The following is a 22,576-nucleotide window of genomic DNA, read 5'->3' as shown; positions in this document are numbered from 1 at the left end:
TCGCGAGCTCACCGAGCGGGTGCGGCGCTCCAGCCTCCACCCAGCGCTCGTGCCAGCGCCACGCCGCTCTGCAGGCGGGCCAGGCGTAGCAAGGCGCTCTGGTCTTCGGCGGCATACAGCGTGCGCTGGGCATCGAGCAGGTTGAGCAGGTCGTCAGCGCCCGCCTGGTAACGCCGCTCGGCCAGCTGCAGGGCGCGCTCGGCCTGGGCCTGAACCTCCTGCTGCGCCCGCCATTGCGCTTCCACACCGGTGCCGGCGTTGAGCGCTACTTGTACATCCGCGAAGGCTTCGATGATGCGTTGGCGATAGTTGGCTAACAGCTCTTCGCGCCTGGCATCACTGCGATCACGTTCGGCGGCCAGGGCGCCGCCGTCGAATATCGGTGCGGTGAGTGCGGCGGCCAGCGAATACAGCGGATTGGCGAATAGACGGTTCAGGCTGCCGGCCGAGCCGTTGGCGCCGGCAGATAGATTCAGACGCGGCAGCAGGGCGGCGCGTGCTGCACGCAGGTTGGCGTCTGCAGCACTGAGCTGAGCTTCGGCACGGGCCAGATCCGGACGGCGCAATAGCAACTCGCTGGGCAGGCCGGCCCCTAGCGAAGGCGCCTGCAAGGCAGCGAGCGAGGCTGATGATGTTGCCGCCGGCTCGCCCTGGCCAAGTAATACGGCGAGGTTGCTGCGGACGTCATCGGCCTGCTGGCGCAGTTCTTCGCGGCTGCGGCGCTGTTCGGCGACCAGGCCGCGCTGTTGGGCCAGCTCCAGCGGGGTGGTGGCGCCCGCGTTGGCGCGAGCCTGCACGGTGCTCAGCACGCGCTCGGCGTTGTTCAGGTTGAGATCGGCCAGACGCAGGCGTTCGTCCAGCGTAACTTGGCGCAGCCAGGCTTCCACCAACGTGGCGGTCAGGCTCAGGCGCAGAGCGTCGCGGTCGAAACGGCTGGCGGTCAGCTCGGCCTGTGCGGCGTCATAGTCGGCGGCCAGGCGGCCCCACAGATCGACTTCATAGCTGGCGGCGAGGCCGCCGCTGTAGCGATTGCCGGCGGTTTCGCCATTGCCGCCAAGGCGGCCTTCACGACTGGCACCGAGGTTGCCATCCAGGCGTGGCAGCAGCGGGGCGCCGGCAGCGCGACTGCTGGCTTCGGCCTGGCGCAGGCGAGCAGCGGCAGCGGCCAGATCCTGATTGTTGCGCAACGCCTGGTCGATCAATGCATCCAGTTCGGCACTGGCAAAGCTGCGCCACCAGGTATCCGTCACGGCTTCGCCGTTTTGCGCATGGCGCCATTGCGCAGGTGCGGCGGGCAGTTCGGCAGGTGCTTCCGGTTTGTGGCTGCAGCCACCCAACAGCAGGGCAGCGCACAGCGCCGGAGTGAGATAGCGGGTCATGGAAAATCCTGTCATTGCGCGGCCAGCGCCACGACCGGGTCGAGTCTCGCGGCGGTCTTGGCTGGCAGGTAGCCGAACACCAGACCGGTGCCCACCGAGCAGGCGAAGGCCAGCAACATGGCGGAGAAGGAGAACACCAGCGGTACGTCCCAGAGGATCAGCAGCGCGCCGAACAGCAGGCCGCTGGCCACGCCGACACTGCCGCCGAGCAGGGTGACCAGCACCGACTCGGTGAGGAACTGGCGCATGATGTCGCGCTGGCGGGCACCGGTGGCCATGCGGATGCCGATTTCGCGAGTGCGCTCGCGCACGGTCATCAGCATCACGTTCATCACGCCGATGCCGCCGACCAGCAGTGATACGGCGGCGATCAGGCCGAGCATCAGGGTCATGCTCTGCCGTGTCTTGGCTTCGGCCTGCAGCTTGGCGGCAGAGTTGTAGACGCGAAAATCCGTGCGGCCGTGGCGTTGCTGCATTAGTTCTTCGATGGCGCTTTGTGCCTGCATGACCATATTGCTGCTGCGCACCTGAATCACGCCGTAGCTCTCGTCACGCAGCTTGGGGAACACCCGCACCACGCCGGTGCTGTGCGGCACCAGCACCTGCTGGTCGGGGTAGTTGCCGCCGGCTTCGCTGCCTTTCTCGCTCATCACCCCGATCACTTCGAATGGTGAGCTGTTGATCAGGATGATCTTGCCCAGCGGGTCACTGCCATCGGGAAATACTGTCTCGTAGACCTCATGGCCGAGTACCGCGACCGGGGCGATCTCGCGGTTCTCCGCGCCACTGAAGAAGCGCCCGCGTGCCACCGGCCAGTGATGGATCTGCGGCAGGTGTTCGCCCACGCCGAGCACTTCGGTCTGCAGCGCCTCCTGGCCATGGCGGATCAGCGCCGGATCACGCAGCACCGGCATTACTTCGGCGACCTCGCGCAGTTCACCGATGGCGGCGAAGTCATCCAGGGTCAACACGCCGATAGGGCCGCCGGTGCGCGGCACGTCGCTGCCGATGTACATCATGTTGGCGCCCATCACGCCCATTTCGGCGACCACCTTCTGCCGTGCGCCCTCGCCGACGGCGAGCATGACGATCACCGAGGCCACGCCGATGACGATGCCGAGCAGCGTCAGTGCGGTGCGAAAACGATGAATCAGTAGCACGCGCAAGGCGCCGCGCAGCATGTCGCCCAGTTCGCTGAAGAACGACGCGCCACTGTCGCGCCCGGCCTGCTGCATGTCCGGGGTGGGCAGCGCATTGCTTGGTACGGTGGCGCCGCTGTCGCTGATCACCTCGCCGTCGCGCACCTCGACCACGCGCCGCGCCTGGGCGGCCACGTCGCGGTCGTGGGTGATGAGGATGATGGTGTGGCCGGCGTCGGCCAGTTCGTGTAGCAGCGCCATGACTTCCTTGCCGCTGCGGCTGTCCAGCGCGCCGGTGGGCTCGTCGGCGAGGATGATGCGCCCGCCGTTCATCAGCGCACGGGCAATCGATACGCGCTGCTGTTGGCCGCCGGAGAGCTGGCTGGGACGGTGCTCCAGGCGCTCGTCCAGGCCTAGCCGTTGCAGCAGCGCACAGGCACGCTCATGGCGTTGCTCGGCCGGCATGCCGGCGTAGACGGCTGGCACCTCGACGTTCTCGCGTGCTGATTCTGTGGCGATCAGGTTGTAGCCCTGGAACACGAAACCGAACGCCTCGCGGCGCAGCCAGGCGAGCTGGTCGGCGTCGAAGGCAGCAACATCCTCGCCGGCGAAGCGGTAGCTGCCGGCGCTGGGGCGATCCAGGCAGCCGAGGATGTTCATCAGCGTCGACTTGCCGGAGCCGGAGGTGCCGACGATGGCGACGAATTCGCCTGCCTGCACTGCCAAGTCGATGCCGCGCAGCACGTCCACGGCCGGCGCGCCGTTGTCACCGCCGTAGGTTCTGCGAATGCCCCGCAGCTCGATCAGCGGTGCTACCACTGGAACCTCGACATACCGCTGTCGGCCTGCGCTTCGCCAGTCACCAGGCGCTCGCCTTCGGCCAGGCCGTCGGTGATTTCCGCCACCTGGCGATCCCGCGCGCCGACCTTCACTGGGCGCAGTTCGGGCTGCTCGCCCTTGGCCAGAACGCGTACCTGATAGTCGCCTGGCTTGCCTTGCAGGGCATCCAGCGGGGCAGTGAGCACGCCCTTGGCCGAAGCAGTGACGAACACCACTTGAGCGGTCATCTGTGGCATCAACTCGCCGTCGTCGTTGTCCACCTCGAACAGCACGGTGTACTGCACCACTTTCTCGGTTTCGCTGGCGCTGCTGCTCGATTCGCCCTGGCTGCCAGCCGGCATCGGTGGCGCCGGCAGCACTTGGCGCACGCTGCTGTACCAGCGGCGTTCGTCCCCGCCCAGGGTGGTGAAGTACAGCGGCAGGCCGGCCTTGACCCGGCGGATGTCGGCTTCGGAAACGCGTGTCCAACCCGTCATGCTGGAGAGGTCGGCGATGCGCATCACCGTGGGCGTCTGGTAGGTGGCGTTGAGGGTCTGGCCCTGTTTCACGTCGACGCCGAGTACCGAGCCGGCGATGGGCGCATAGATGCGCGTATAGCTGAGTTGTGCTTCGTTGCCGCGCAGGCGCGCCTGTGCTTCGGCGATCTGTGCGCGTAGCTGTTTCAAACGGGCCTCGGCGGAGCGCAGGTTGGCGACGGCGATCTGCACGTCTTCCTCGCGGGTGGCTTCGTCGGCGAGCAGGCGTTGCTGGCGACGATGCTGCTGCTGCGCCAGGTTGAGTTGCGCCTGTTGCTCGGCCAGTTGTGCGCGCAGGCCGTCGAGGGCGGCGCGGTCGGCTTCTACCGTGGCTTCGTGCAGGCTGGCGTCGATCTCGGCGAGCAGCTGGCCCTTTTCTACCTGATCGCCCGGCTCCACATGCAGGCGCATGATCTGCCCGGATACCTGCGCGCCAACCTCCACTGAATGGCGTGGCTGCAGGGTGCCGATGGCGACCACCGTGGCTTCGACATCGCCGCGTGATGCGGCGACGGTTTCATAGGCGATGGTCGGTGAGCGGTGAAACCAGCCAGTCAGGGTCAGCAGGATCGATACGATTGCAGCCAGCAAAACCAGGCGACGCGGGGAAAAACGGGAAAACACCATGCTGAAGCTCGACCTCTGCCTGAGCGCTGAAATACCGGTCATGCACCTGCGCAGCGGCTGCGGGGTGCATGGGGGCGTGATGCGGATAAGGGAACGGGCCGCCCTGTTCTGGCGGCGCCGAGAGGGTAGAACTGATGTTCCTAACTACAAAGACGGACGAGTGACGCAAACCCGCTGTCCGTTCGTCGGTACAGATGAAACAATATGTTTCAAGTTGGCTGGGGCGTGATTGAGAAGAATTCAGAGCGTTGGGTGCTGTTCGCAATTGCCTTATCCTTCATCTCCCTCCGCAAGGTGAAGTACGACGCGCTATGCACTACAGCAATATCCTCTTCGATCTCGACGGCACCCTGACCGACCCGCGTGAGGGCATCACCCGTTCGGTGCAGTACGCCCTGAGCAAACTGGGTATCGATGAGCCGGATCTGACCGCGCTCGAGCACTTCATCGGCCCGCCGTTGCTGCAGTGCTTCATGGCCACTTACGCGCTGGACGAAGCCACTGGCTGGCAGGCGGTGAATCACTATCGCGAGCGCTTCCGGGTTACCGGTCTGTACGAGAACCGCGTGTTCGATGGCGTGGAGGCGCTGCTCGAAGCGTTGGTAGCGCAAGGCCGCACGCTGTATATCGCGACCAGCAAGCCGACGGTGTTCGCCGAGGAAATCGCCCGGCACTTCGGCTTCGGTCGCTACTTCAAGCGCATCTATGGCAGTGAGCTGGACGGAACGCGCACCAACAAGGTGGAGCTGTTGGCGTATCTGCTGGAGTCGGAACGACTGGAGCCTGGTTCAGCACTGATGATCGGTGACCGCAAGCATGACCTGATCGGCGCTCGCAGTAACGGTCTGCATGCAGCGGCGGTGGGTTATGGCTTCGGCAGTCGTGAGGAGCTGGCGGGCGAGGCGCCGGCCTATCACTTCGACACCTTGGTGCAGTTGCACGAGGCCTTCAGTCGCTAAGGTATTCGGTGGGCTGAAGCTCACCCTACGGGTAGGGCCGGGCGGTAGTAGGTAGGGTGGGCTTCAGCCCACAAGAAGAGGCACCGAGTTCGGTGGTTTGGGGCGAGATTATCGGGCAGGAAGGTAGGTATGTAAGAGTTGGCTCCCGCGGTCAGGCGGGAGCCAATCAGGACAAGCCTCAGCCGTTGCGCTGATAGACGATCTTCTTGGTGCCGCCGTCGCAGCTGCCGACGACCATGCTCTGATCCTGGACTTCGGCGTTGGGCACGATTTCCAGGGTGTAGCTGGGCACGTTGTTGGCCTGAATCTTCACTTCGATTTCCTGCTTGAGTTCTTCGCAGGGTTTGGGCGCGGCCAGCGCGCCGCCTGCAAGCATCATCAGGGCCAGGGCGGGAATCAGTCGTTGCATCGCTTGTACCTCCGGTGTTGGGCGAAACCTGAGTAGGTTGGACTGGCAATGTGCCAATCAGTTCTAGTCGCCTTGCATCAGGCTTTCCAACTCGGCCTGACGATCTGCTTCCGACAGCCGACCTAGCGCCGCCACGGCAGCATAGAAGGCGCGCCAGTCGCGGCCTTCCTGCGTGAATAGCGTGGCGAAAGCCGGCACCCACTGATCGTAGAGGCCGAAAGGCAGCAGCTTGGCATTGTTCAGCGGGCTTTCGATCCAGGCGTCATAACGGCCCTGGCCGCCCCACTCGCGCTGGCGCAAGGCGCGGTAGTCGCGGCGCAGGCGCTCGAACTCGGCCTGCTTGGCGGCGCGCATGTCTTGCTGCGGCAGGTAGCTGGCGTAGAGCTGGCGCAGCCGCTCGCGGCTGGCCAGTACCAGTTCGATGAACTGTTGGCGCTGGCGGTCGTCGGTGGCAGGAAGGGTTTCCCCGCGGCTCGCGTGCCACTGACGTAGACCTTCGCGCTCGACGAAGGTGGCGAAGGACTCGTTGAAGGCGGTATCGCCCGGCAGGTAGTACTGCTGGTGCGCCAGTTCGTGGAAGATCACCGCGATGAAACGCTCGTCGCTCCAGCGCAGCATGGTGTTGAGCAGCGGATCGTCGAACCAGCCCAGGGTGGAGTAAGCCTCGACGCCGCCGATGTAGGTGTCCAGGCCTCCTTGACGCAACAGCGCGGCAGCTCCACGCGCACGTCCTTGCTGATAGTAGCCACGGTAGGCGACGCAACCTGCGATAGGGAAGCAGTGCAGTTCGGGGTTGAGGGAGAACTCCGGGGTGGCGAAGACATTCCACACCACGAACGGGCGGCCCAGGTCGGCATACAGGCGATAGCTGCGGTTCTCAGGCAGTTGCAGCTGCACGCTGGCGAAGTCCCGCGCTTGCCGACTCAGGGTCAGGCGCCTGGCCAGATCGGGGTCTGTCGCAGGGTCGTCGAGCAGGCGTTTGATCGGCTGGCGCGCCTGCAGCAGTTGCCACTGACCCTGGCCAAGATGGGCGTAGTAATCGAGGGTCGAACAGCCACCGAGCAGCAGGGCCAGCAGGGGAACCGCGAGGCGGCGCAGCAGGTCTTTAGAAAAGGCGTTGGGCATGTCGTCACGCTAGCTGATCGCGAGGGTTGTCTCCAGCCCTACTGGTTCGAATACGCCCGTTTCGCCTCGGTTTTGCCCGCCTCCCGGTGTAGGCTGGTGCCTGAACTCCATTGTGGAGGCCGCCATGCGTGCCCTGTTTCTCGCTCCCGCCCTGATGATGCTCGGGGCCTGCGCTTCACCCCTGCCCAAACCCGACCCGCAACAAGCCTGGGTCGAGTTGTATTCCACCGCCGACACCCTGCTGATGGCCGATCGTCTGGACGGCAAGCGCTGGCCGGATGGCCGCTATTTCCAGGTGGCACCGGGCAAGCACGAGCTGGAAACACGTTTCCAGTTCGAGGTGCGTAGCGGTGGGTCGATGGGGATGCAGAGCGAGCCATTGCGCATGACCTGCGAGATTCGCCTGCGCTATGACGACTTCGCCGCCGGCCAGCGCTACCGAGTCGAGGCACGCCAACAACTGATGAAGGCGCAGGCCTGGCTGTATGACGAGCAGCGCAACGTGCTGGCGCGTGGCGAGGTGTTGCGTTGCGGGACGGCGATCTAGATCGGCCCTGATCCCCACGGCGCACACGGAAGATTTCCGGGTGCGTCGCGAGTAACGAGTCAGGCTTCGAGTATGCCTTCGAGGGTGATCGTGGCGTTCAGTACCTTGGAGACCGGGCAGCCGGTCTTGGCCGCTTCCACCGCTTTCTCGAAGGCGGTGCGCTCGGCGCCAGGGATCTTCGCCCGCAGCGTCAGGTGCACAGCGCTGATCTCGAAGCCACCTTCCACCTTGTCCAGGGTCACTTGCGCCGTGGTGTCGATGCTCTCGGCGGTCATGCCGGCGTCGCCCAGTTCCTTGGACAGTGCCATGGAAAAGCAGCCTGCATGCGCGGCGCCGATCAGCTCTTCGGGGTTGGTGCCGGGCTTGTCTTCGAAGCGGGTATTGAAGCCGTAGGGCGAGTCCTTGAGGGCGCCGCTCTGAGTCGAGATGGTGCCCTTGCCGTCCTTGATGCCGCCTTGCCAGTGGGCCGAAGCTGTCTTTTTCATGTGCGTCTCCCATCGAATGAACGAAGCCGCCGGTCTGGCGGCTTGTTCTGATTCAGAGGGCTGCAACGCGCACAAGTTCGCACTCAACCGCGTTGCAGCTCGGCGAGGATGTCGAAGGCATGCAGGCGGTCGGCGAAGTCGTACATGTCGCAGGTGAAGATCAGTTCGTCCGCTTCGGTCTGTTCCAGCAGTTGTTCCAGGCGCTGGCGCACGGTTTGTGGCCCGCCAATCGCCGCCAGACCGAGGAACTCGCTGACCGCCTGACGCTCATGTGGCAGCCACAGACCTTCCATGCTGGCTACGGGCTTGCGTTGCACCAGGCTCTGGCCGCGGATCAGCGACAGGATGCGCTGGAACGCGGAGGTGGCCAGGTACTGCGCCTGTTCGTCGCTGTCCGCTGTCAGCAGCGGGACGCCGAGCATCACGTAGGGCTTGTCCAGCACCGCAGAAGGGCGGAAGTGGTTGCGATAAATGCGGATCGCCTCGTGCATGTAGCGTGGCGCGAAGTGCGAGGCGAACGCATAGGGCAGGCCCTTCATACCGGCCAGCTGGGCGCTGAACAGGCTGGAGCCGAGCAGCCAGATCGGCACGTTGGTGCCTGTACCGGGCATGGCGATCACCCGTTGCCCTTCCTGGCGCGGGCCGAGGTAGGCCTGCAGTTCTTCGACGTCATTGGGGAAGTCGTCGGCGCTGCCATCACGGCTGCGGCGCAGGGCATGGGCGGTGTACTGATCGGCACCGGGCGCGCGGCCCAGGCCCAGCTCGATCCGGCCGGGGTAGAGCGTGGCCAGGGTGCCGAACTGTTCGGCGATCACCAGTGGCGCATGGTTGGGCAGCATTACCCCGCCGGCACCGAGGCGAATCGTCGAGGTGCCGGCGGCCAGATAGCCGAGCAGCACGGAAGTGGCGGAGCTGGCGATACCGTCCATGTTGTGGTGCTCGGCCACCCAGAAGCGTTCGAAGCCGAGGCTTTCGACATGTCGAGCCAGCGCCAGCGAATTGTGCAGGGCCTGAGCGGCGTCGCCATCGTCGCGAATCGGCGCCAGGTCGAGGGTGGAGAGCTTGATGGAGGCCAGTCGGCTCATGGAGAGTCTCCTCGTTGCATGGCCGGCTACTCTAACCCCTCTGGTCCGGGCCGCGCACGTCAGGAGCAGGCATAGTCATCATCAATGTGGCTGATGCGCTGCGGCTCGGTGCCTGGCCGTGATCGCTCTGAGAGGCACTCAAGGCCGCCTGCAAGTTATGTGGGCGAGCGACGTGATGTTCAGCCAGCGCCATGCCGAGCGCGGTATTCGCCCGGCGTCAGGCCGGTCCACAGGCGGAAGGCGCGGAAGAACACGCTGGGTTCGGAGTAGCCCAGCAGCAGGGCGATTTCCGCTGCTGGCAGGCGTCCGTCGCGCAGGTGTTGCTCAGCCAGTTGGCGACGTGTGTCGGCCAGCAATTGCTGGTAGCTGCAGCCTTCTTCGGCCAGGCGTCGCTGCAGGGTGCGTTCGCTCAGGTTCAGCGCGCGGGCCAGTTCGGCGCGGTCGGGCTCGCCATGCGCCAGTTGCTCGCCGAGCAGGCCAATGACCCGTGCGCCGAGGCTGGCGCTGGGCAGGCGGGCGAGCAGGGTTTCGGCGTGTTGACGCAGCAGTTGCTGCAGCGGCGGGTTGGCCTGGATCAAGGGCACCTGGCACAACGCATGGGGCAGGGCGATGGCGTACTCGTCGCTGGCGAACTGCAGGGGGCAGGCGAACACATCCTGGTAGGGCGTGAGGTCGTCCGGTGCGTCGTGACGAAATTGCGCGCCAAGCAGGCGAAAGCCGTCGAGTAGCGGCGTGGTCATCTGTACCCAGCAGGCCAGCATCGCCAGCACACGGATACGGGTCGCCGGATGCTGCGGATGCAGCGGGCGATACAGCAGCAACAGGCTGTCGTCGTGCGTTTCGATATGCAGCTCGCCGCCCTCACCGCCGAGGCGTTGATAGCGCAGCGCGGTGTTCAACGCATCGCCCAGGGTGGCGCTGCTCTGCAGTAGATAGCTGAGCACGCTGAAGGGGCCGGGCGTCAGGTTGCGGCCAAGCAGCAGGCCGGGTTCCGGGTGCAGCAGGCGGGCGTCCAATTCGCTCCAGAGTGCTTGCTGGGCACTGAAGGGGATGCGTGCGTCGGGGTCGGCAAGTTGCTCGTCGCACAGGTCGCAGGCAGTCAGCAGCGCCTGACGATCGAGGCCGAGCCGGCTGGCAGCGTGCAGCACCGCCTGGGTCAGGCTAGCGCTGACCGAGGCCTGCGAGGGTTCGTGAGGGGCGTTCGACATTGGCCGATTCTGCCCAATGCCGGGGGCTGGCGATAGCCCGCGTCTCACACAAGCAGTTACGACCGATTGGTCAGCAAGGCGTGCATATTCGTCGTGAGCGGTTAGACTTCCCACCCGGACGTCGCTCACAAGGCACGCTCGCTCAAAACAACAGAAAAAAGGAGATTTCCCATGAAAGGCAAATCCTTGGCATGGGTCCTGTCCGCTGCACTCGCGGGCACTGCCCTGAGTGGTATGGCACAGGCCGAAGAAAAATTCGTCACCATCGGCACCGGCGGCCAGACGGGGGTGTATTACGTTGCTGGTCAGTCCATCTGCCGCTTCCTCAATCGTGGTTCGGCTGAGCACGGCATCAAGTGCAACGCCCCGGCCAGTGGCGGTGGTGTGGCCAACGTGAATGGTATCCGCAGTGGCGAATTCAACTTCGGCATCATGCAGTCCGACCATCAGTTCAAGGCCCTTAATGGCGCCGCGCCGTTCGAAGCCGAAGGCGCGATGAGCGACATCCGTGCGGTGTTCTCGCTGCAGAGCGAAGTGTTTACCATCCTGGCGCGTCGCGATGCCAACATCAAAAGCTTCGATGACCTCAAGGGCAAGCGCGTCAACGTCGGTAATCCGGGTTCCGGTCAGCGTGACACTCTGGAAGAGATCATGGCCGTCAAAGGCTGGGATCGTTCCGCCTTCGCACTCGCTGCCGAGCTGAAGCCGGCCGAGCAGGCCAGCGCACTGGGCGACAACAACATCGACGCCATGACCTACTTCGTCGGTCATCCCAACGGCGCGATCCAGGAAGCCACCACCACCACCGACGCCGTTCTGGTACCGGTGACCGGCGCCGAGATCGACAAGCTGCTGACCGAGAAGACCTACTACACCAAGGCCGACATCCCTGGCGGTCTGTACAAGGGCAACGATCAGCCGACCCCGTCCATTGGCGGCAAGGCCGTGCTGTCCACCAGCGCCAAGGCTGACCCGGAAGTGGTCTACCAACTGGTCAAGTCGGTGTTCGACAACATCGATCGCTTCAAGCGTCTGCACCCGGCCTTCGCTGACCTGAAGGAAGAAGACATGATCAAGGTCGGTCTGACTGCCCCGCTGCATGAAGGTGCCGAGCGTTACTACAAGGAACGCGGCTGGCTGTAAGCCTCAGGCCCTGCTGGTCAGTCGGTCAGGGCCATTGGTGATGCGTCGCCAGGCGCATCACGCGATTCGCTTCTAGTGTTAAACAAACCCGTAGGCGCAGGTCTGCGGGTTTTGCCGTTTTCCGTTTACTCAAATGCAGGTTCGCCCCATGCATGACAAGCAACTTTCCACCGAGGAACTGATCGCCCAGGATGTCGGCGCGCGTATGCCCGTTGGCCCGATGGCCCAGGTGATCACCGGCCTTGCCCTGCTCTGGTCGCTGTTCCAGCTGTGGATCGCCTCACCTTTGCCGTTCATCTTCGGCGTTGGCGTGCTCAACGATACCCAGACCCGCGCCATTCACCTGGCGTTCGCCTTGCTGCTGGCCTTTCTCGCTTACCCGGCGTTCAAGAAGTCGCCGCGTGATCGCGTGCCGCTGCTGGATATCGGTCTCGGCCTGGTGGCTGCAGCCACTGCCGCTTATCTGTTCATCTTCTACCAGCAGTTGGCGCTGCGTCCTGGCAGCCTGACCACGGGCGATCTGGTCACCGCCTGCATCGGCATTCCGCTGCTGCTGGAGGCCACGCGCCGTGCGCTTGGTCCACCCCTGGCGATCATCGCCCTGGTCTTCCTCGTCTACAGCCTGGCTGGCCCCTACATGCCCGGCCTGCTGGCGCATCGCGGGGTCAGCTTCAACGCGCTGGCCAACCACCAGTGGATCACCACCGAGGGCGTGTTCGGTATCGCCCTGGGCGTATCCACCAGCTTCGTTTTCCTCTTCGTATTGTTCGGTGCGTTGCTCGAGCGCGCGGGTGCCGGCCATTACTTCATCCAGTTGGCATTTAGCCTGCTCGGCCACTTCCGTGGTGGCCCGGCTAAGGCGGCGGTGCTAGCTTCCGGCCTGACCGGGATGATCTCCGGCTCGTCGATCGCCAACGTGGTGACCACCGGCACCTTCACCATCCCGATGATGAAGCGCACCGGCTTCTCCTCGGAGAAGGCCGGCGCGGTCGAGGTGGCCTCTTCGGTCAACGGTCAGATCATGCCGCCGGTGATGGGGGCTGCGGCGTTCCTGATGGTCGAGTACATCGGCATGCCCTATGTCGAGATCATCAAGCACGCCTTCCTGCCTGCCGCAATTTCCTACATCGCGCTGCTCTACATCGTTCACCTGGAGTCGCTGAAGCTCGGTCTGCAGCCCATCGGTGGGCACCAGCCCAAGCCCTGGCTGCGTCGCCTGACCGGTTTCGCCTTCGGTGCGGCGTTGATCAGCGGCGTGTCGCTGGCGGTCTACTACGGCCTCGGCTGGCTCAAGCCGGCGCTTGGTGAGTACGCCCTGCCGGGTATTGGCGCGCTGCTTGCGGTGGTCTATCTGGCGCTACTGAAGGTTGCGGCCAGCGTGCCGGTGCTGCCAGCCGAAGACCCTAACGCGCCGCTGGAAGAACTGCCGCAGACCCGCGCGGTGCTGCTCTCCGGTCTGCACTTCCTGCTGCCGGTGGTGGTGCTGGTGTGGTGCCTGATGATCGAGCGTCTGTCCCCCGGTCTGTCAGCCTTCTGGGGTAGCGTGATGCTGATCATCATCCTGCTCACCCAGCGCCCGCTGCTGAGCTGGATGCGCCGCGATGGCAGCCATGACCATGGCACCTTCGTCGATGGTGTGGTCGATCTGCGCGAAGGCCTGATCGCCGGCGCGCGCAACATGATCGGCATCGGTATCGCCACGGCGGCGGCGGGCATCATCGTCGGTGCGGTGTCGCAGACCGGCGTGGGTCTGGTGCTGGCCGATCTGGTCGAGTTGCTGTCGATGGGCAACTTGCTGCTGATGCTGGTGCTGGTGGCGGTGTTCAGCCTGATTCTCGGCATGGGCCTGCCCACCACCGCCAACTACATCGTGGTGTCCAGCCTGCTGGCGCCGGTGGTGGTGGCGCTGGGGCAGCAGAATGGCCTGATCGTGCCGCTGATCGCGGTGCACCTGTTCGTCTTCTACTTCGGCATCATGGCTGACGTGACGCCGCCGGTGGGGCTGGCCTCGTTCGCCGCGGCGGCGGTGTCCAAGGGCGATCCGATCAAGACCGGTATCGTGGCGTTCTTCTACAGCTTGCGTACCGCCGCGCTGCCGTTCCTGTTCATCTTCAACACCGACCTGCTGCTGATCGACGTCGACTTCTGGCATGGCGTGATCATCTTCATCGTGGCGACCATTGCCATGCTGATCTTCGCCGCCGGTACTCAGGGCTTCTTCCTGGTGCGCAGTCGCCTGTACGAGAGCGCATTGCTGTTGCTGGTGGCCTTCACCCTGTTCCGCCCCGGCTTCTGGATGGACATGCTGCACGATCCCTACCAGGAGGTGCCGCCGGCCCAACTGGCTCAGGCGCTCGATGGGGTCGAGGACGGCAGCTCGCTGCGTCTGCGCATTCTCGGAGAAAACGCCGTGGGTGATCCGCGCGAGTTCACCGTGCTGCTGCCGGTACCTGCTGGAGCCTCGGGCCAGGAACGCCTGGAGAAACTCGGTGTGAACCTTTACGAGGAGGGCGACAAGGTGCTGGTGGACAGTGTCACCTTCGGCAGCCTGGCCGCCGATGCTGGCCTGGAGTTCGACCAGCAGATCATCAGCGTGCGTGCGCCGACCGATCGCTGGATCAAGGAGCTGATGTGGATTCCGGGCTTCCTGCTGTTCGGCCTGGTGGTGCTGCTGCAGCGTCGCCGCAAGGCTGCACAAACCGCGTAGAAAGCGGCTTCACCACCCACAAGGCAGCTTCGGCTGCCTTGTGCGTTTATGCCCTGTCGACAGGTTGCTAGACTCGCCGACCTGACCATTCAGACAACAAGGACTCAGCCAGCATGTCGACGCCGCGCGTGCATTACCCCTGGTACAAGAAGGAAGACACCGACGCCTTTTTTGCCCTGTTCCAGAACAACATTGCCAACTTCGTGATCATTGCCATCAGCATGCTGAGCATGGGTTTCCCCGCCGAGATCGTGTTCGGCCAGGTGTTGCCGGGGGCGGCGGTTGCGGTGATGGCCGGCAACTTCTACTACGCCTGGAGTGCGGCACGGCTGGCGCGCAAGGAGAACCGCGCCGACGTCACCGCGTTGTCCTACGGCATCAGCACGCCGGTGATGTTCGTCTTCCTGTTCGGTGTGCTGCTACCGGCCAAAACCCTCACCGGCGACGCCGAGATGGCCTGGAAGGTGGCGGTGGCCGCCTGTTTCATCAGTGGCCTGATCGAGGCTGCCATCAGTCTGATCGGCAACTGGGTGCAGCGCCATCTGCCGCGCGCCGCCATGCTCGGCGCGGTGGCTGGTGTGGCGCTGACCTTCATCGCCGGGGAGATGCTGTTCAAGACCCTGGAAATTCCGGTGATCGGCCTGCTGGTACTGGCCATCACCATCGTCGGTCTGGTGGCGCGGGTGAGCATGCCATTTCACCTGCCTGCCTCGCTGTTCGCCATTGTCGTCGGCACAGCGCTGGCCTATCTGATCGGCGCGGCTGACAGCGGCAAGTTCAACGATGCCTTCACCCACCTGGGGTTCTACCCGCTGTTGCCTAATCTGGCCTGGTACGAGGGCTTGGGCCTTTTGTTCACCACTCTGCTGGCGCTGATGACGGTGATCCTGCCGATCACCCTGTACAACGCCATCGAGACCATGAACAACGTCGAGGCCATGAGCGCTGCCGGTGATAGCTACAGCGTGCGCGAGTGTCAGGCGGTGGACGGTCTCGGCACCTCGCTCGGTGCGCTGTTCGGTGGTGTGTTCCCGACCACCGTGTACATCGCCACGGTGGGGTCGAAATGGATGGGCGCCGGGCGCGGTTACAGCCTGCTCAATGGCGCGGTATACGGTCTGGCGACCATGTTCGGCCTGATCGCCTTCATCGCTGCCCTGATTCCGGTATCGGTGGTTGCGCCGATTCTGGTGTTCGTCGGCATGTCGATGATCGCCACGGCGTTCAACAGCAACCACGCGCGCTACTACCCGGCAGTGGCGCTGGCGATGCTGCCTTACTTCGCCAACTACCTGATGACCCGTTTCAATCGTGGCGCACCCGAAGTGGTCGAAGGCATTTCCAGTGCCATTGGCGCGCTGGGGCAGGGCGCCATGTTCAGCGCCATCCTGCTCGGTGCGATGTGCGTGGCAGTGATCGACCGGCAGTTCCGCCAGGCCACCATCTTCGCCTTGGTGGCGGCCGGCATGGCCTTCGTCGGCCTGATGCACGCACCGAAGCTGGCCTGGTACGCGGCGCCGGACTTCGTCCATGGCTATCTGCTGATGGCGTTGTTCTTCGCCTGGTATGCCTGGCGCGGTGTGGAGCCTGCCGCGCCTGAGCGAGTGACCGGCGCGGACTGAGTCACTCGCCGCCTTCGAGCTTGAGGGCGCCGGTTTCGCCGCCCTCCAGTACCACGTAAGCGCTGGAGCAGAACAGCGAATTGAGCCGTTTCATGTCGGCGATCAGCTCCAGGTGCAGGGAGCTGGTCTCGATGCTCTGCACCACCTGGCGTTGCAGCCGACCGATATGGGCATGCGCCAAGCGCCGTTCCTGGGCGCGGAAACGACGTTTCTCACGCAGCAGCTGGCTGGCGCTGGCGTGATCGGCGCTGAGGAATACGTTCAGTCCCAGGCGCAGGTTGGCCGTCAGCTGCCCATGCAGGCTGGTCAGTTCCTCCAGGCCTTTCTCGGAGAAGGCCCGGCGTTGCGCGGTCTTCTCGTTCTGGATCTTGCCGAGCATGCGTTCGATGAGATCACCGGCCTGCTCCAGGTTCACCGCCAATTCGAGAATCTCCGCCCAGCGCCGGCTTTCATGTTCGCTCAGCGCTTCGCGTGGGATCTGTGCGAGGTACAGCTTGACCGCCCGGCACAGGCTGGCGACATCGTCATTGAGGCTGCGCAGCTCCTTGTTCAGTGCCGGCTGGTTCTGCTCCAGCACCGGTAGCAGGCGGCCGAGCATGGCTTCGATTTTGTCGCCCACGCGCAGGGTTTCGCGCACGGCGTTGGCCAGCGCCAGGCTCGGCGTGGCCAGGGCTGTCGGGTCGAGGTGGCGCGGGCGGGCGATGCCGCTGTCGTCGGCTCGGTCCGGCAGCAGCCAATTGCAGAAGCGCGCCATCAGTCCGACGCTGGGCAGCATCAGTACGGCGCGCAGGCTGTTGTAGAGCAGGTGGAAAAAGATCACCAGCTCTGCCGGGCGCCAGTTCAGGCCATCCAGCCAATGGGCCAGTGGCTGCAGCACGGGCAGCACCAGCAGCAGCCCGATCAACTTGTAGATCAGGCTGCCCAGCGCTACGCGGCGCCCAGCCGGGTTCTGCAGGCTGCTGGTGAGAAAGGCCAGCAGACCGCTGCCGATATTGGCGCCGATCACCAGGCCGATGGCTACCGGCAGGCTGATCAGCCCTGCGCCGGCCAGGGTTGCGGTGAGCAACACAGCCGCCAGGCTGGAGTAGGTGAGCAGGGCGAACAGCGCACCGACCAGCGCGTCGAGCAGCAGATCGCCGGTCAGCGAGGCGAACAGCACACGGATGCCGCGTGCCTCGGTTATCGGTGTGGCGGCGGCGACGATCAGCTCCAGTGCCAGCAGCATCAATCCCAGGCCGATTGCCACGCGGCCGAGTTGGCCAGCACGGGTTTGCCGACGCGAGAGGAAGAAGACCACTCCGACGAAGATCAGCAGCGGGCTCAGCCAGCTCAGGTCGAGGGTCAGCACGCGCGCCATCAGCGCGGTGCCGACATCCGCGCCGAGCATGATCGCTAGGCCGGGCGCCAGGGCCATCAGGCCCTGGGCGACGAAGGAGGTGACCAGCAAGGCCGTGGCGTTGCTGCTCTGCACCAGCGCCGTGACGCCGATGCCGGCGACGAACGCCAGCGGCCGGCGGCCGATGTTGTGGCTGAGCACCTTGCGCAGTTGTGACCCAAACACGCGCAGGATGCCGGTACGTACGATGTGTGTGCCCCAGACCAACAGGGCAATGGCTGACAGCAAATGCAGCAGGGTCAGCATAAATCGGCCCCCTGAAAGACGGCCGATTAGACGTTATGGTTTCGGCCTGTATAGATGAGCATCGGCCGAAATCGCTTATAAAGCCAGTCAACCGTCGCGCAACACCTTGAGTTCGGCGTCGTCGGCGGAGAAACCGCGCTCGAGTTTGAACTTGAGGCTGAGGTCGGTACGCGAGTCGGCGAACTTGAGCGCTTCGGCCAGGTTGATGCGGCCGGCTTCGAGCAGGGCGAACAGGTGCTGGTCGAAGGTCTGCAAGCCCTGTTCGGCAGCCCGTGCTATGGCTTCGCGTAGTTCGTCCAGCTCATCGCGCTGGATCAGGTCGCGGATATAGGGTGTACCCAGCATCAGCTCCACCGCCACCACGCGCTTCTGTGCGATGCCGGGCACCAGGCGCTGGCCGAGCACCGCCAGCAGGTTGTGCGCGACGTCGGCCAGCACCTGCTTGCGGGCGTCGTCGGGGAAGAAGCGGGCGATGCGCTCGATGGCGTGGCTGCTGCTGGTGGCATGCAGGGTCGCTACGCACAGGTGGCCAGTTTCGGCGTAGTGCAAGGCGTGCTGCATGGTGGCCGCGTCGCGGATTTCGCCGAGCATGATCACGTCCGGCGCTTCGCGCAGTACGTTACGCAGGGCGTCGTCGAAGCTGTGGGTATCGAGGCCGACTTCACGCTGGTCGATGATCGAGCGCTGGTGGCTGTGGAGGAACTCGATAGGATCTTCGATGCAGACGATATGGCCGCTCTTGTGGCGGTTACGAAAATCCAGCATCGCCGCCAACGTAGTTGACTTACCCGAGCCCGCCGCGCCAGTAACCAGGATCAGTCCGCGGTCCTGCATGGCCAGCTTTTCCAGCAGCTTGGGCAGGCCGAGTGCCTCGAAGTCGGGAATCTGGCTCTTGATCAGGCGCACCACCATGGCCACTTCGCCGCGCTGGTAGTAGACGTTGACCCGATAGCGTCCGGCGCCCTGCAGGCTCACCGCCAGGTTCATCTCCAGATCGCGTTCGAACTCGGCGATCTGTTTCTGGGTCATCAGCTGATAGGCCAGTTGCTGCACTTCGCCAGCCTTCATGATGCGCTGGCCCAGCGGCTGGCTGTTGCCTTCGACCTTCAGGTGCGGCGGGGCGCCAACGCTGAAGAACAGGTCCGAACCGGCATGCTGATGCATCAGTTGCAGGTAGGGGAAAACGTCGGGCTGGACGTTGCTGCTGCTATCGTTCATCGGCGTGTCGCAGTGGGTTGGTGGTGCAGCAAGGATAGCCGGGGTCTTGCAAGACCCCTTGTTCCGTATCAAGAGAACGGGGCGAATTGTCGCCCTATGACGGGGTTGCACTGGACAGCCTTGCCCACGAGGGCGAGAGTCAATGATCAGGGGCAGGAAGGCGATTGCACGCCAGTTATTGGAGAGATTGATTTTGGGATTTTGGGGGGCGGCTCTGTTGAGCCTGCTGTTGTGCGTATCGGTGCGAGCGGAGGTGCTGCACCTGGCCACCGGCGACGACTACGCGCCGTTCACTGGCAAGGCGTTGCCTGGGCAGGGCATGCTGACTCAGGTGGTGCGTGCTTCGCTGGCGGAGCAGGGCACGGCGATCACGCTCGACTGGCTGCCATGGAACCGCGGCTATCTGAAAGCCAAACGCGGTGATTACGATGCGACCTTTCCCTACGTCCGCTCCGCCGAGCGTGAGGCGGAGTTTCTCTATTCAGCGCCCATTTATGTGGCCGAGCAGTTCGTCTTCAGCCGTGCCGATGATCACGTCGAACTCGATGACCTGCCCACCATGATCGGCCGGCGACTGTGCTACCCGCTGGGCTGGCAGCCTCCGGCGGCGATTCAGCAATTGCTCGATCAGGGCGTGCTGCGCCGTCACTCTCCGCTGGGGCTGCAGGAGTGTGCGCGGCTGTTGCTGCTCAAGCGTGACGACCTGTTCATTGCCGACCGCAATCTGGGGGATAGCGCCTTGCGCACGGCCGGCGCCGACCCGGAGCAGTTTCATCGGTCACGGACGCCGTTTCAGAGCAACACGCTGCACGTCATCGTTTCGCGTCAGCATCCGCGTGCTGCCGAGTTGATCGAGCGCTTCAACCGCGGGCTCGAAGCGCTCAAGGCCCGCGGCGAGTATGAGCAGCTGATCGAAAGCTACGTCCAATAGCGGCTCAGGCCAGCAACATCATGATTGCCACCAGGCTGCCCGCTGCCAGCAGCGTCTGCAGGGTGATGATACCGGCCATCAGTTGACTGTCGCCGCCGAGCTGGCGGGTCAGTACATAGGCCGTGGGGGCGGTGGGCAGGGCGAAGAACAGCACCAGTACCGCGCTTTCCATCGCCGGTAGCGTCAGTGCCCACGCCACGCCCCAGGCCAGCAAAGGCATGGCCAGCAGGCGCAGGGCGCTGTTCCAGGTCAGTGCCGGGATTTCTCCGCCCAACTGCTCCGGCTTCAGTGCAGCGCCAACGCAGAGCAGGCCCAGCGGCAGGCTGGCAGCCGCGAGCAGGCTGAGCAGGCGATCCGTACCGCCTGGCAGGCCGATACCCGTGAGGTTGAACAATGCGCCGCCGAGGCAGGCGAGAATCAGCGGATTCTTGATGATCGGCAGCAGCAGGCTGCGTGCGCTGACGCCGCGCTCGGCGGTCAGCGACCAAACCGACAGCACGTTCACCGTCGGCACCATCAGGGCCAGCATGATGGCCGCCAGGGTCAGCCCCTCCTGGCCGAACAGGCTGCCGACCGCAGCCAGACCCAGGTAGGTGTTGAAACGCAGGATGCCCTGAGAGAAGGCGCCAAACCGTCCGGCCGGCCAACCACGCAGGCGTCGCACCAGCAGCAGTGCCAGCCAGGCGATGCCCAGGCCGAGCAGCACGGCTAACGCCAGGCGTGGCAAGGCCGGGTTGTTCAGTGGTGCACGGGCCAGGCTGGAGAACAGCAGCGCAGGGAACAGGATGAAGTAATTGAGGCGCTCGGCACCCGGCCAGAAGGCCTCGCTGGGAAACTCGCGCAGGCGCAGCCAGTAGCCGGCGACTATCATGGCGAACAGCGGCCACAGGGCCAGCAACAGGTCGATCACGGGAACCCCCGGTGGTGGTGAGCGCTTATCTTGGTCAGCGGCGCGGGGCAATGCAAGGCGGAGGCTGGATGAAGGTCGAACATCAGGGCGGTTGTCAGTGCGGCGCACTGCGTTATCGGATCGATGCGCCGCTGACGGACATCGCTCACTGTCATTGCGCGATCTGCCGGCGCAGCAGCGGTGGCATTCTTACCACCTGGGTCACGGTGCCACGCCAGGCATTTCACTGGCTGCGCGGCACGCCGAAAGCTTTCGCCTCATCGGCCAGCTGTACGCGCTACTTCTGCGCAGACTGCGGCGCACATCTTGCGTTGTTCACCTCGCTCAGCCCGGACACGTTGGATGTGACCGTCGCCACGTTGGACGAACCAGAGCAGGCCCCGGCGGATCGACATATCTGGGTTGGTAGTCGGCTGCCGTGGCTGACGGTCGATCCGCAATTGCCGGAAGAGTGGCAAGAAGAGATAGATTAGGCCGCTCAACGTAAATGCTTAAACGGATCGATTCAGAGTCAACCTCAGATTGAGGTTTGCGCCGAAAAGCATTCCCATGAAGCGATGTCTATGTCACATTTCGAAAAATGAAGTGCAGCTAACGTTTGAATACAAAAGGCTTTTTAGTCTTGCTGACTGACGCGATCTTCCTAAGTCATTTGGAATGATTGTGCCTTAATTTCTATTTTCAGATGGCCAGGGAAAGGATGACCGCACATGTCAGGCGCATTGCTCCGCACGGGTAACCTCCAGGAATTCAAGGCGCTGGGTGTCGATGGTCAACCGGTCTACAGCGCCGCGCTGCAACTACGCGAGGCTATTCGCCTGAAGATGGGGCGCGAAGCCTCCAGTTGCCTCGCTATTCCGCAGCCCAACGAAACCGGTGACCGTGTCGATTGGTACGCGCCTGCGGAGGGCGACGTGATCCCTTGGTCGGCGACCACGGTCGAGGAGCGCGCGGGCGCTTATGCTCAGCTCGAGGTGATGCACGCCAAACTGGGCGCTACCAGCGAAAGCATGCGTGCTGACGTGCAGCACCGGGAAAAGCAGATATTCGGGCGCCTGCTGGAAAAGACCGTTCACTTTCCCGACAGCGACCATGTCTATCTGGTCGACGGTAAGCCCGTCATCACCTTCTGGGGGTTCACCGATCACGCGGGAACCTATGATCACGATCCGCTGTTGTGCCTGCGTCCGCCTGTGCTCAGCGCTGCGCCGGTAGCACCGCTCGCGCCGCCCCCGCTGGCTGCCGCTGTGCCGGTTGAGGTGGTGAAGAAGTCGCGCTGGTGGCGCTGGCTGTGGCTGTTGCTCCTGCCATTGCTTCTGCTGCTGTTGTTCCTGCTGCGCGCCTGTGCGCCAACGGTCGAGTTGCCACTCGGCCTCGATCGTGTCGATCTGCCGGGATTACCGACGTATGAGCGTGATGTCGATGTGTCCGGGCGTGGTGGTCTGGTCGATGGTGCCGGATCGGGCAGCGCTGCGGTCGATGGACATCTGCCAGACGGGCAAGAGCCTGGCGCGCAGGAACCGACCGCTACCGAACCAAAGGACGGCGCTGCTGCCCCCGACGAGTCAGAGGTACCGGGTGACGAACCGCCGCTGCCTGCGCCTGGCGATGCTGAAGAGCCGTCTACCGAGCCACCACAGGATCAGCAGGAGCCGCGCAAGCAACCGCCGGGTCGTGACGTACCGCAAGACCTGAGCATTCCGCCGCAAGCACTGGAAACCGGCTCCACCGAGTTCCTCAACGGTAACTGGAAAGCGGGTGCCGGTATTCAGGATGCGCAGACCGGCAAGCCCATGCAGCTCGACTATGACTTCAAGGATGGCAAGGGGCAGGTCAAGGTGCGGCGCGGTGATGGTGTCGAGTGCTCGGGTGCGGTGAATGCTGCGATACAGGGCGGCAAGCTGGCGATCAATAACCAGGGGCAGGCTGCCTGCAACGATGGCAGCAGCTACAAGTTGCCGGACGTGGTGTGCAGCCCGGAGGCCCGCAGCGCCGCTGACTGCACGGGCAGTTATGAGAACAAGCAATTCCCCATGTCCATGAGGCAGGGCGTCCAGTAACAGGCCCTTGAAATTCCAGGCGGTT

At 64.2% G+C, this 22,576-nt stretch carries 19 protein-coding genes; 8 read left to right on the top strand and 11 right to left on the bottom strand.

Annotated elements, in window-relative coordinates; translation table 11 throughout:
• Window positions 1-8: 8 nt before the first annotated feature.
• Genes BM059_RS23435 through BM059_RS23425 form a run of 3 tightly spaced genes read right to left on the bottom strand, consistent with a single transcriptional unit; the run spans window position 9 to window position 4,500 of the window.
• Window positions 9-1,379 carry an efflux transporter outer membrane subunit gene (locus tag BM059_RS23435; RefSeq protein WP_083413319.1) on the bottom strand — a complete coding sequence of 457 codons (1,371 nt, stop codon included), beginning with the start codon at window positions 1,377-1,379 and terminating at the stop codon, window positions 9-11.
• An 11-nt stretch (window positions 1,380-1,390) separates the two neighbouring features.
• The gene (locus BM059_RS23430; protein ID WP_074941556.1) at window positions 1,391-3,337 is read right to left on the bottom strand and encodes a MacB family efflux pump subunit; all 1,947 of its coding nucleotides are present in this window, start codon (window positions 3,335-3,337) and stop codon (window positions 1,391-1,393) included.
• Window positions 3,331-4,500 carry an efflux RND transporter periplasmic adaptor subunit gene (locus tag BM059_RS23425; protein WP_037003926.1) on the bottom strand — a complete coding sequence of 390 codons (1,170 nt, stop codon included), beginning with the start codon at window positions 4,498-4,500 and terminating at the stop codon, window positions 3,331-3,333. Before BM059_RS23425 ends, BM059_RS23430 begins: the two co-directional genes overlap by 7 nt.
• 311 nt (window positions 4,501-4,811) lie before the next feature.
• On the opposite strand from BM059_RS23425, the gene BM059_RS23415 reads away from it, so the two are divergent.
• Window positions 4,812-5,459 carry an HAD family hydrolase gene (locus tag BM059_RS23415; protein WP_074941554.1) on the top strand — a complete coding sequence of 216 codons (648 nt, stop codon included), beginning with the start codon at window positions 4,812-4,814 and terminating at the stop codon, window positions 5,457-5,459.
• Between the two features lie 178 nt (window positions 5,460-5,637).
• Here BM059_RS23415 and BM059_RS23410 read toward each other — a convergent pair whose 3' ends face one another.
• Both BM059_RS23410 and BM059_RS23405 read right to left on the bottom strand, forming a co-directional pair.
• Complete coding sequence (locus tag BM059_RS23410; RefSeq protein ID WP_037003928.1) at window positions 5,638-5,868, bottom strand: DUF1161 domain-containing protein; 231 nt, start codon at window positions 5,866-5,868, stop codon at window positions 5,638-5,640.
• 63 nt (window positions 5,869-5,931) lie between these two features.
• Entirely contained in the window at window positions 5,932-6,993 is a 1,062-nt protein-coding gene (locus BM059_RS23405) for an aminopeptidase (protein WP_074941553.1), read from the bottom strand.
• Window positions 6,994-7,117: 124 nt separating this feature from the next.
• Between BM059_RS23405 and BM059_RS23400 the strand changes: the two genes are divergently transcribed.
• Window positions 7,118-7,540: a PA0061/PA0062 family lipoprotein gene (locus tag BM059_RS23400; protein WP_037003931.1), complete on the top strand. Its 423-nt coding sequence runs from the start codon at window positions 7,118-7,120 to the stop codon at window positions 7,538-7,540.
• A 59-nt stretch (window positions 7,541-7,599) separates the two neighbouring features.
• Here the strand turns inward: BM059_RS23400 and BM059_RS23395 are convergent, their stop codons facing one another.
• The 3 genes from BM059_RS23395 to BM059_RS23385 form a co-directional block, all read right to left on the bottom strand.
• Window positions 7,600-8,025 (bottom strand): OsmC family protein, encoded by a 426-nt coding sequence (locus tag BM059_RS23395; RefSeq protein ID WP_037003932.1) that lies wholly within the window; start codon window positions 8,023-8,025, stop codon window positions 7,600-7,602.
• A gap of 83 nt (window positions 8,026-8,108) precedes the next feature.
• Window positions 8,109-9,110: an LLM class flavin-dependent oxidoreductase gene (locus tag BM059_RS23390; protein ID WP_074941552.1), complete on the bottom strand. Its 1,002-nt coding sequence runs from the start codon at window positions 9,108-9,110 to the stop codon at window positions 8,109-8,111.
• 179 nt (window positions 9,111-9,289) lie between these two features.
• On the bottom strand, window positions 9,290-10,318 hold the full coding sequence (locus BM059_RS23385; protein ID WP_074941551.1) for an AraC family transcriptional regulator: 1,029 nt from the start codon (window positions 10,316-10,318) through the stop codon (window positions 9,290-9,292).
• Between the two features lie 171 nt (window positions 10,319-10,489).
• On the opposite strand from BM059_RS23385, the gene BM059_RS23380 reads away from it, so the two are divergent.
• The 3 genes from BM059_RS23380 to BM059_RS23370 all read left to right on the top strand — a co-directional run bounded on the left by BM059_RS23380 (window position 10,490) and on the right by BM059_RS23370 (window position 15,790).
• On the top strand, window positions 10,490-11,461 hold the full coding sequence (locus tag BM059_RS23380) for a TAXI family TRAP transporter solute-binding subunit (protein WP_074941550.1): 972 nt from the start codon (window positions 10,490-10,492) through the stop codon (window positions 11,459-11,461).
• A 148-nt stretch (window positions 11,462-11,609) separates the two neighbouring features.
• A complete protein-coding gene (locus BM059_RS23375) occupies window positions 11,610-14,168 on the top strand; it encodes a TRAP transporter permease (RefSeq protein ID WP_037003940.1) in 2,559 nt (852 codons plus the stop codon).
• 113 nt (window positions 14,169-14,281) lie between these two features.
• Complete coding sequence (locus tag BM059_RS23370; RefSeq protein ID WP_074941549.1) at window positions 14,282-15,790, top strand: uracil permease; 1,509 nt, start codon at window positions 14,282-14,284, stop codon at window positions 15,788-15,790.
• 1 nt (window position 15,791) lies between these two features.
• On the opposite strand, the gene BM059_RS23365 is transcribed toward BM059_RS23370, so the two are convergent.
• Together BM059_RS23365 and BM059_RS23360 are read right to left on the bottom strand one after the other, a co-directional pair.
• Window positions 15,792-17,432 (bottom strand): Na/Pi cotransporter family protein, encoded by a 1,641-nt coding sequence (locus BM059_RS23365; protein WP_074941548.1) that lies wholly within the window; start codon window positions 17,430-17,432, stop codon window positions 15,792-15,794.
• A gap of 87 nt (window positions 17,433-17,519) precedes the next feature.
• Window positions 17,520-18,650 carry a PilT/PilU family type 4a pilus ATPase gene (locus tag BM059_RS23360; RefSeq protein WP_074941547.1) on the bottom strand — a complete coding sequence of 377 codons (1,131 nt, stop codon included), beginning with the start codon at window positions 18,648-18,650 and terminating at the stop codon, window positions 17,520-17,522.
• A 217-nt stretch (window positions 18,651-18,867) separates the two neighbouring features.
• Here BM059_RS23360 and BM059_RS23355 point away from each other — a divergent pair, with 217 nt between their 5' ends.
• Window positions 18,868-19,581, top strand: coding sequence for a substrate-binding periplasmic protein (locus tag BM059_RS23355; RefSeq protein ID WP_244154453.1), 714 nt, complete (start codon window positions 18,868-18,870; stop codon window positions 19,579-19,581).
• A gap of 4 nt (window positions 19,582-19,585) precedes the next feature.
• On the opposite strand, the gene BM059_RS23350 is transcribed toward BM059_RS23355, so the two are convergent.
• Window positions 19,586-20,491 carry an AEC family transporter gene (locus tag BM059_RS23350; protein ID WP_074941546.1) on the bottom strand — a complete coding sequence of 302 codons (906 nt, stop codon included), beginning with the start codon at window positions 20,489-20,491 and terminating at the stop codon, window positions 19,586-19,588.
• 68 nt (window positions 20,492-20,559) lie between these two features.
• On the opposite strand from BM059_RS23350, the gene BM059_RS23345 reads away from it, so the two are divergent.
• Window positions 20,560-20,964: a GFA family protein gene (locus tag BM059_RS23345; RefSeq protein WP_074941545.1), complete on the top strand. Its 405-nt coding sequence runs from the start codon at window positions 20,560-20,562 to the stop codon at window positions 20,962-20,964.
• A 237-nt stretch (window positions 20,965-21,201) separates the two neighbouring features.
• Window positions 21,202-22,551 carry an SrfA family protein gene (locus tag BM059_RS23340; protein WP_074941544.1) on the top strand — a complete coding sequence of 450 codons (1,350 nt, stop codon included), beginning with the start codon at window positions 21,202-21,204 and terminating at the stop codon, window positions 22,549-22,551.
• The last annotated feature ends 25 nt before the right edge of the window (window positions 22,552-22,576 follow it).

Source organism: Ectopseudomonas composti, from assembly GCF_900115475.1.
GTDB lineage: Bacteria > Pseudomonadota > Gammaproteobacteria > Pseudomonadales > Pseudomonadaceae > Aquipseudomonas > Aquipseudomonas composti.
This window is presented reverse-complemented; position numbering and strand designations above follow the sequence as displayed.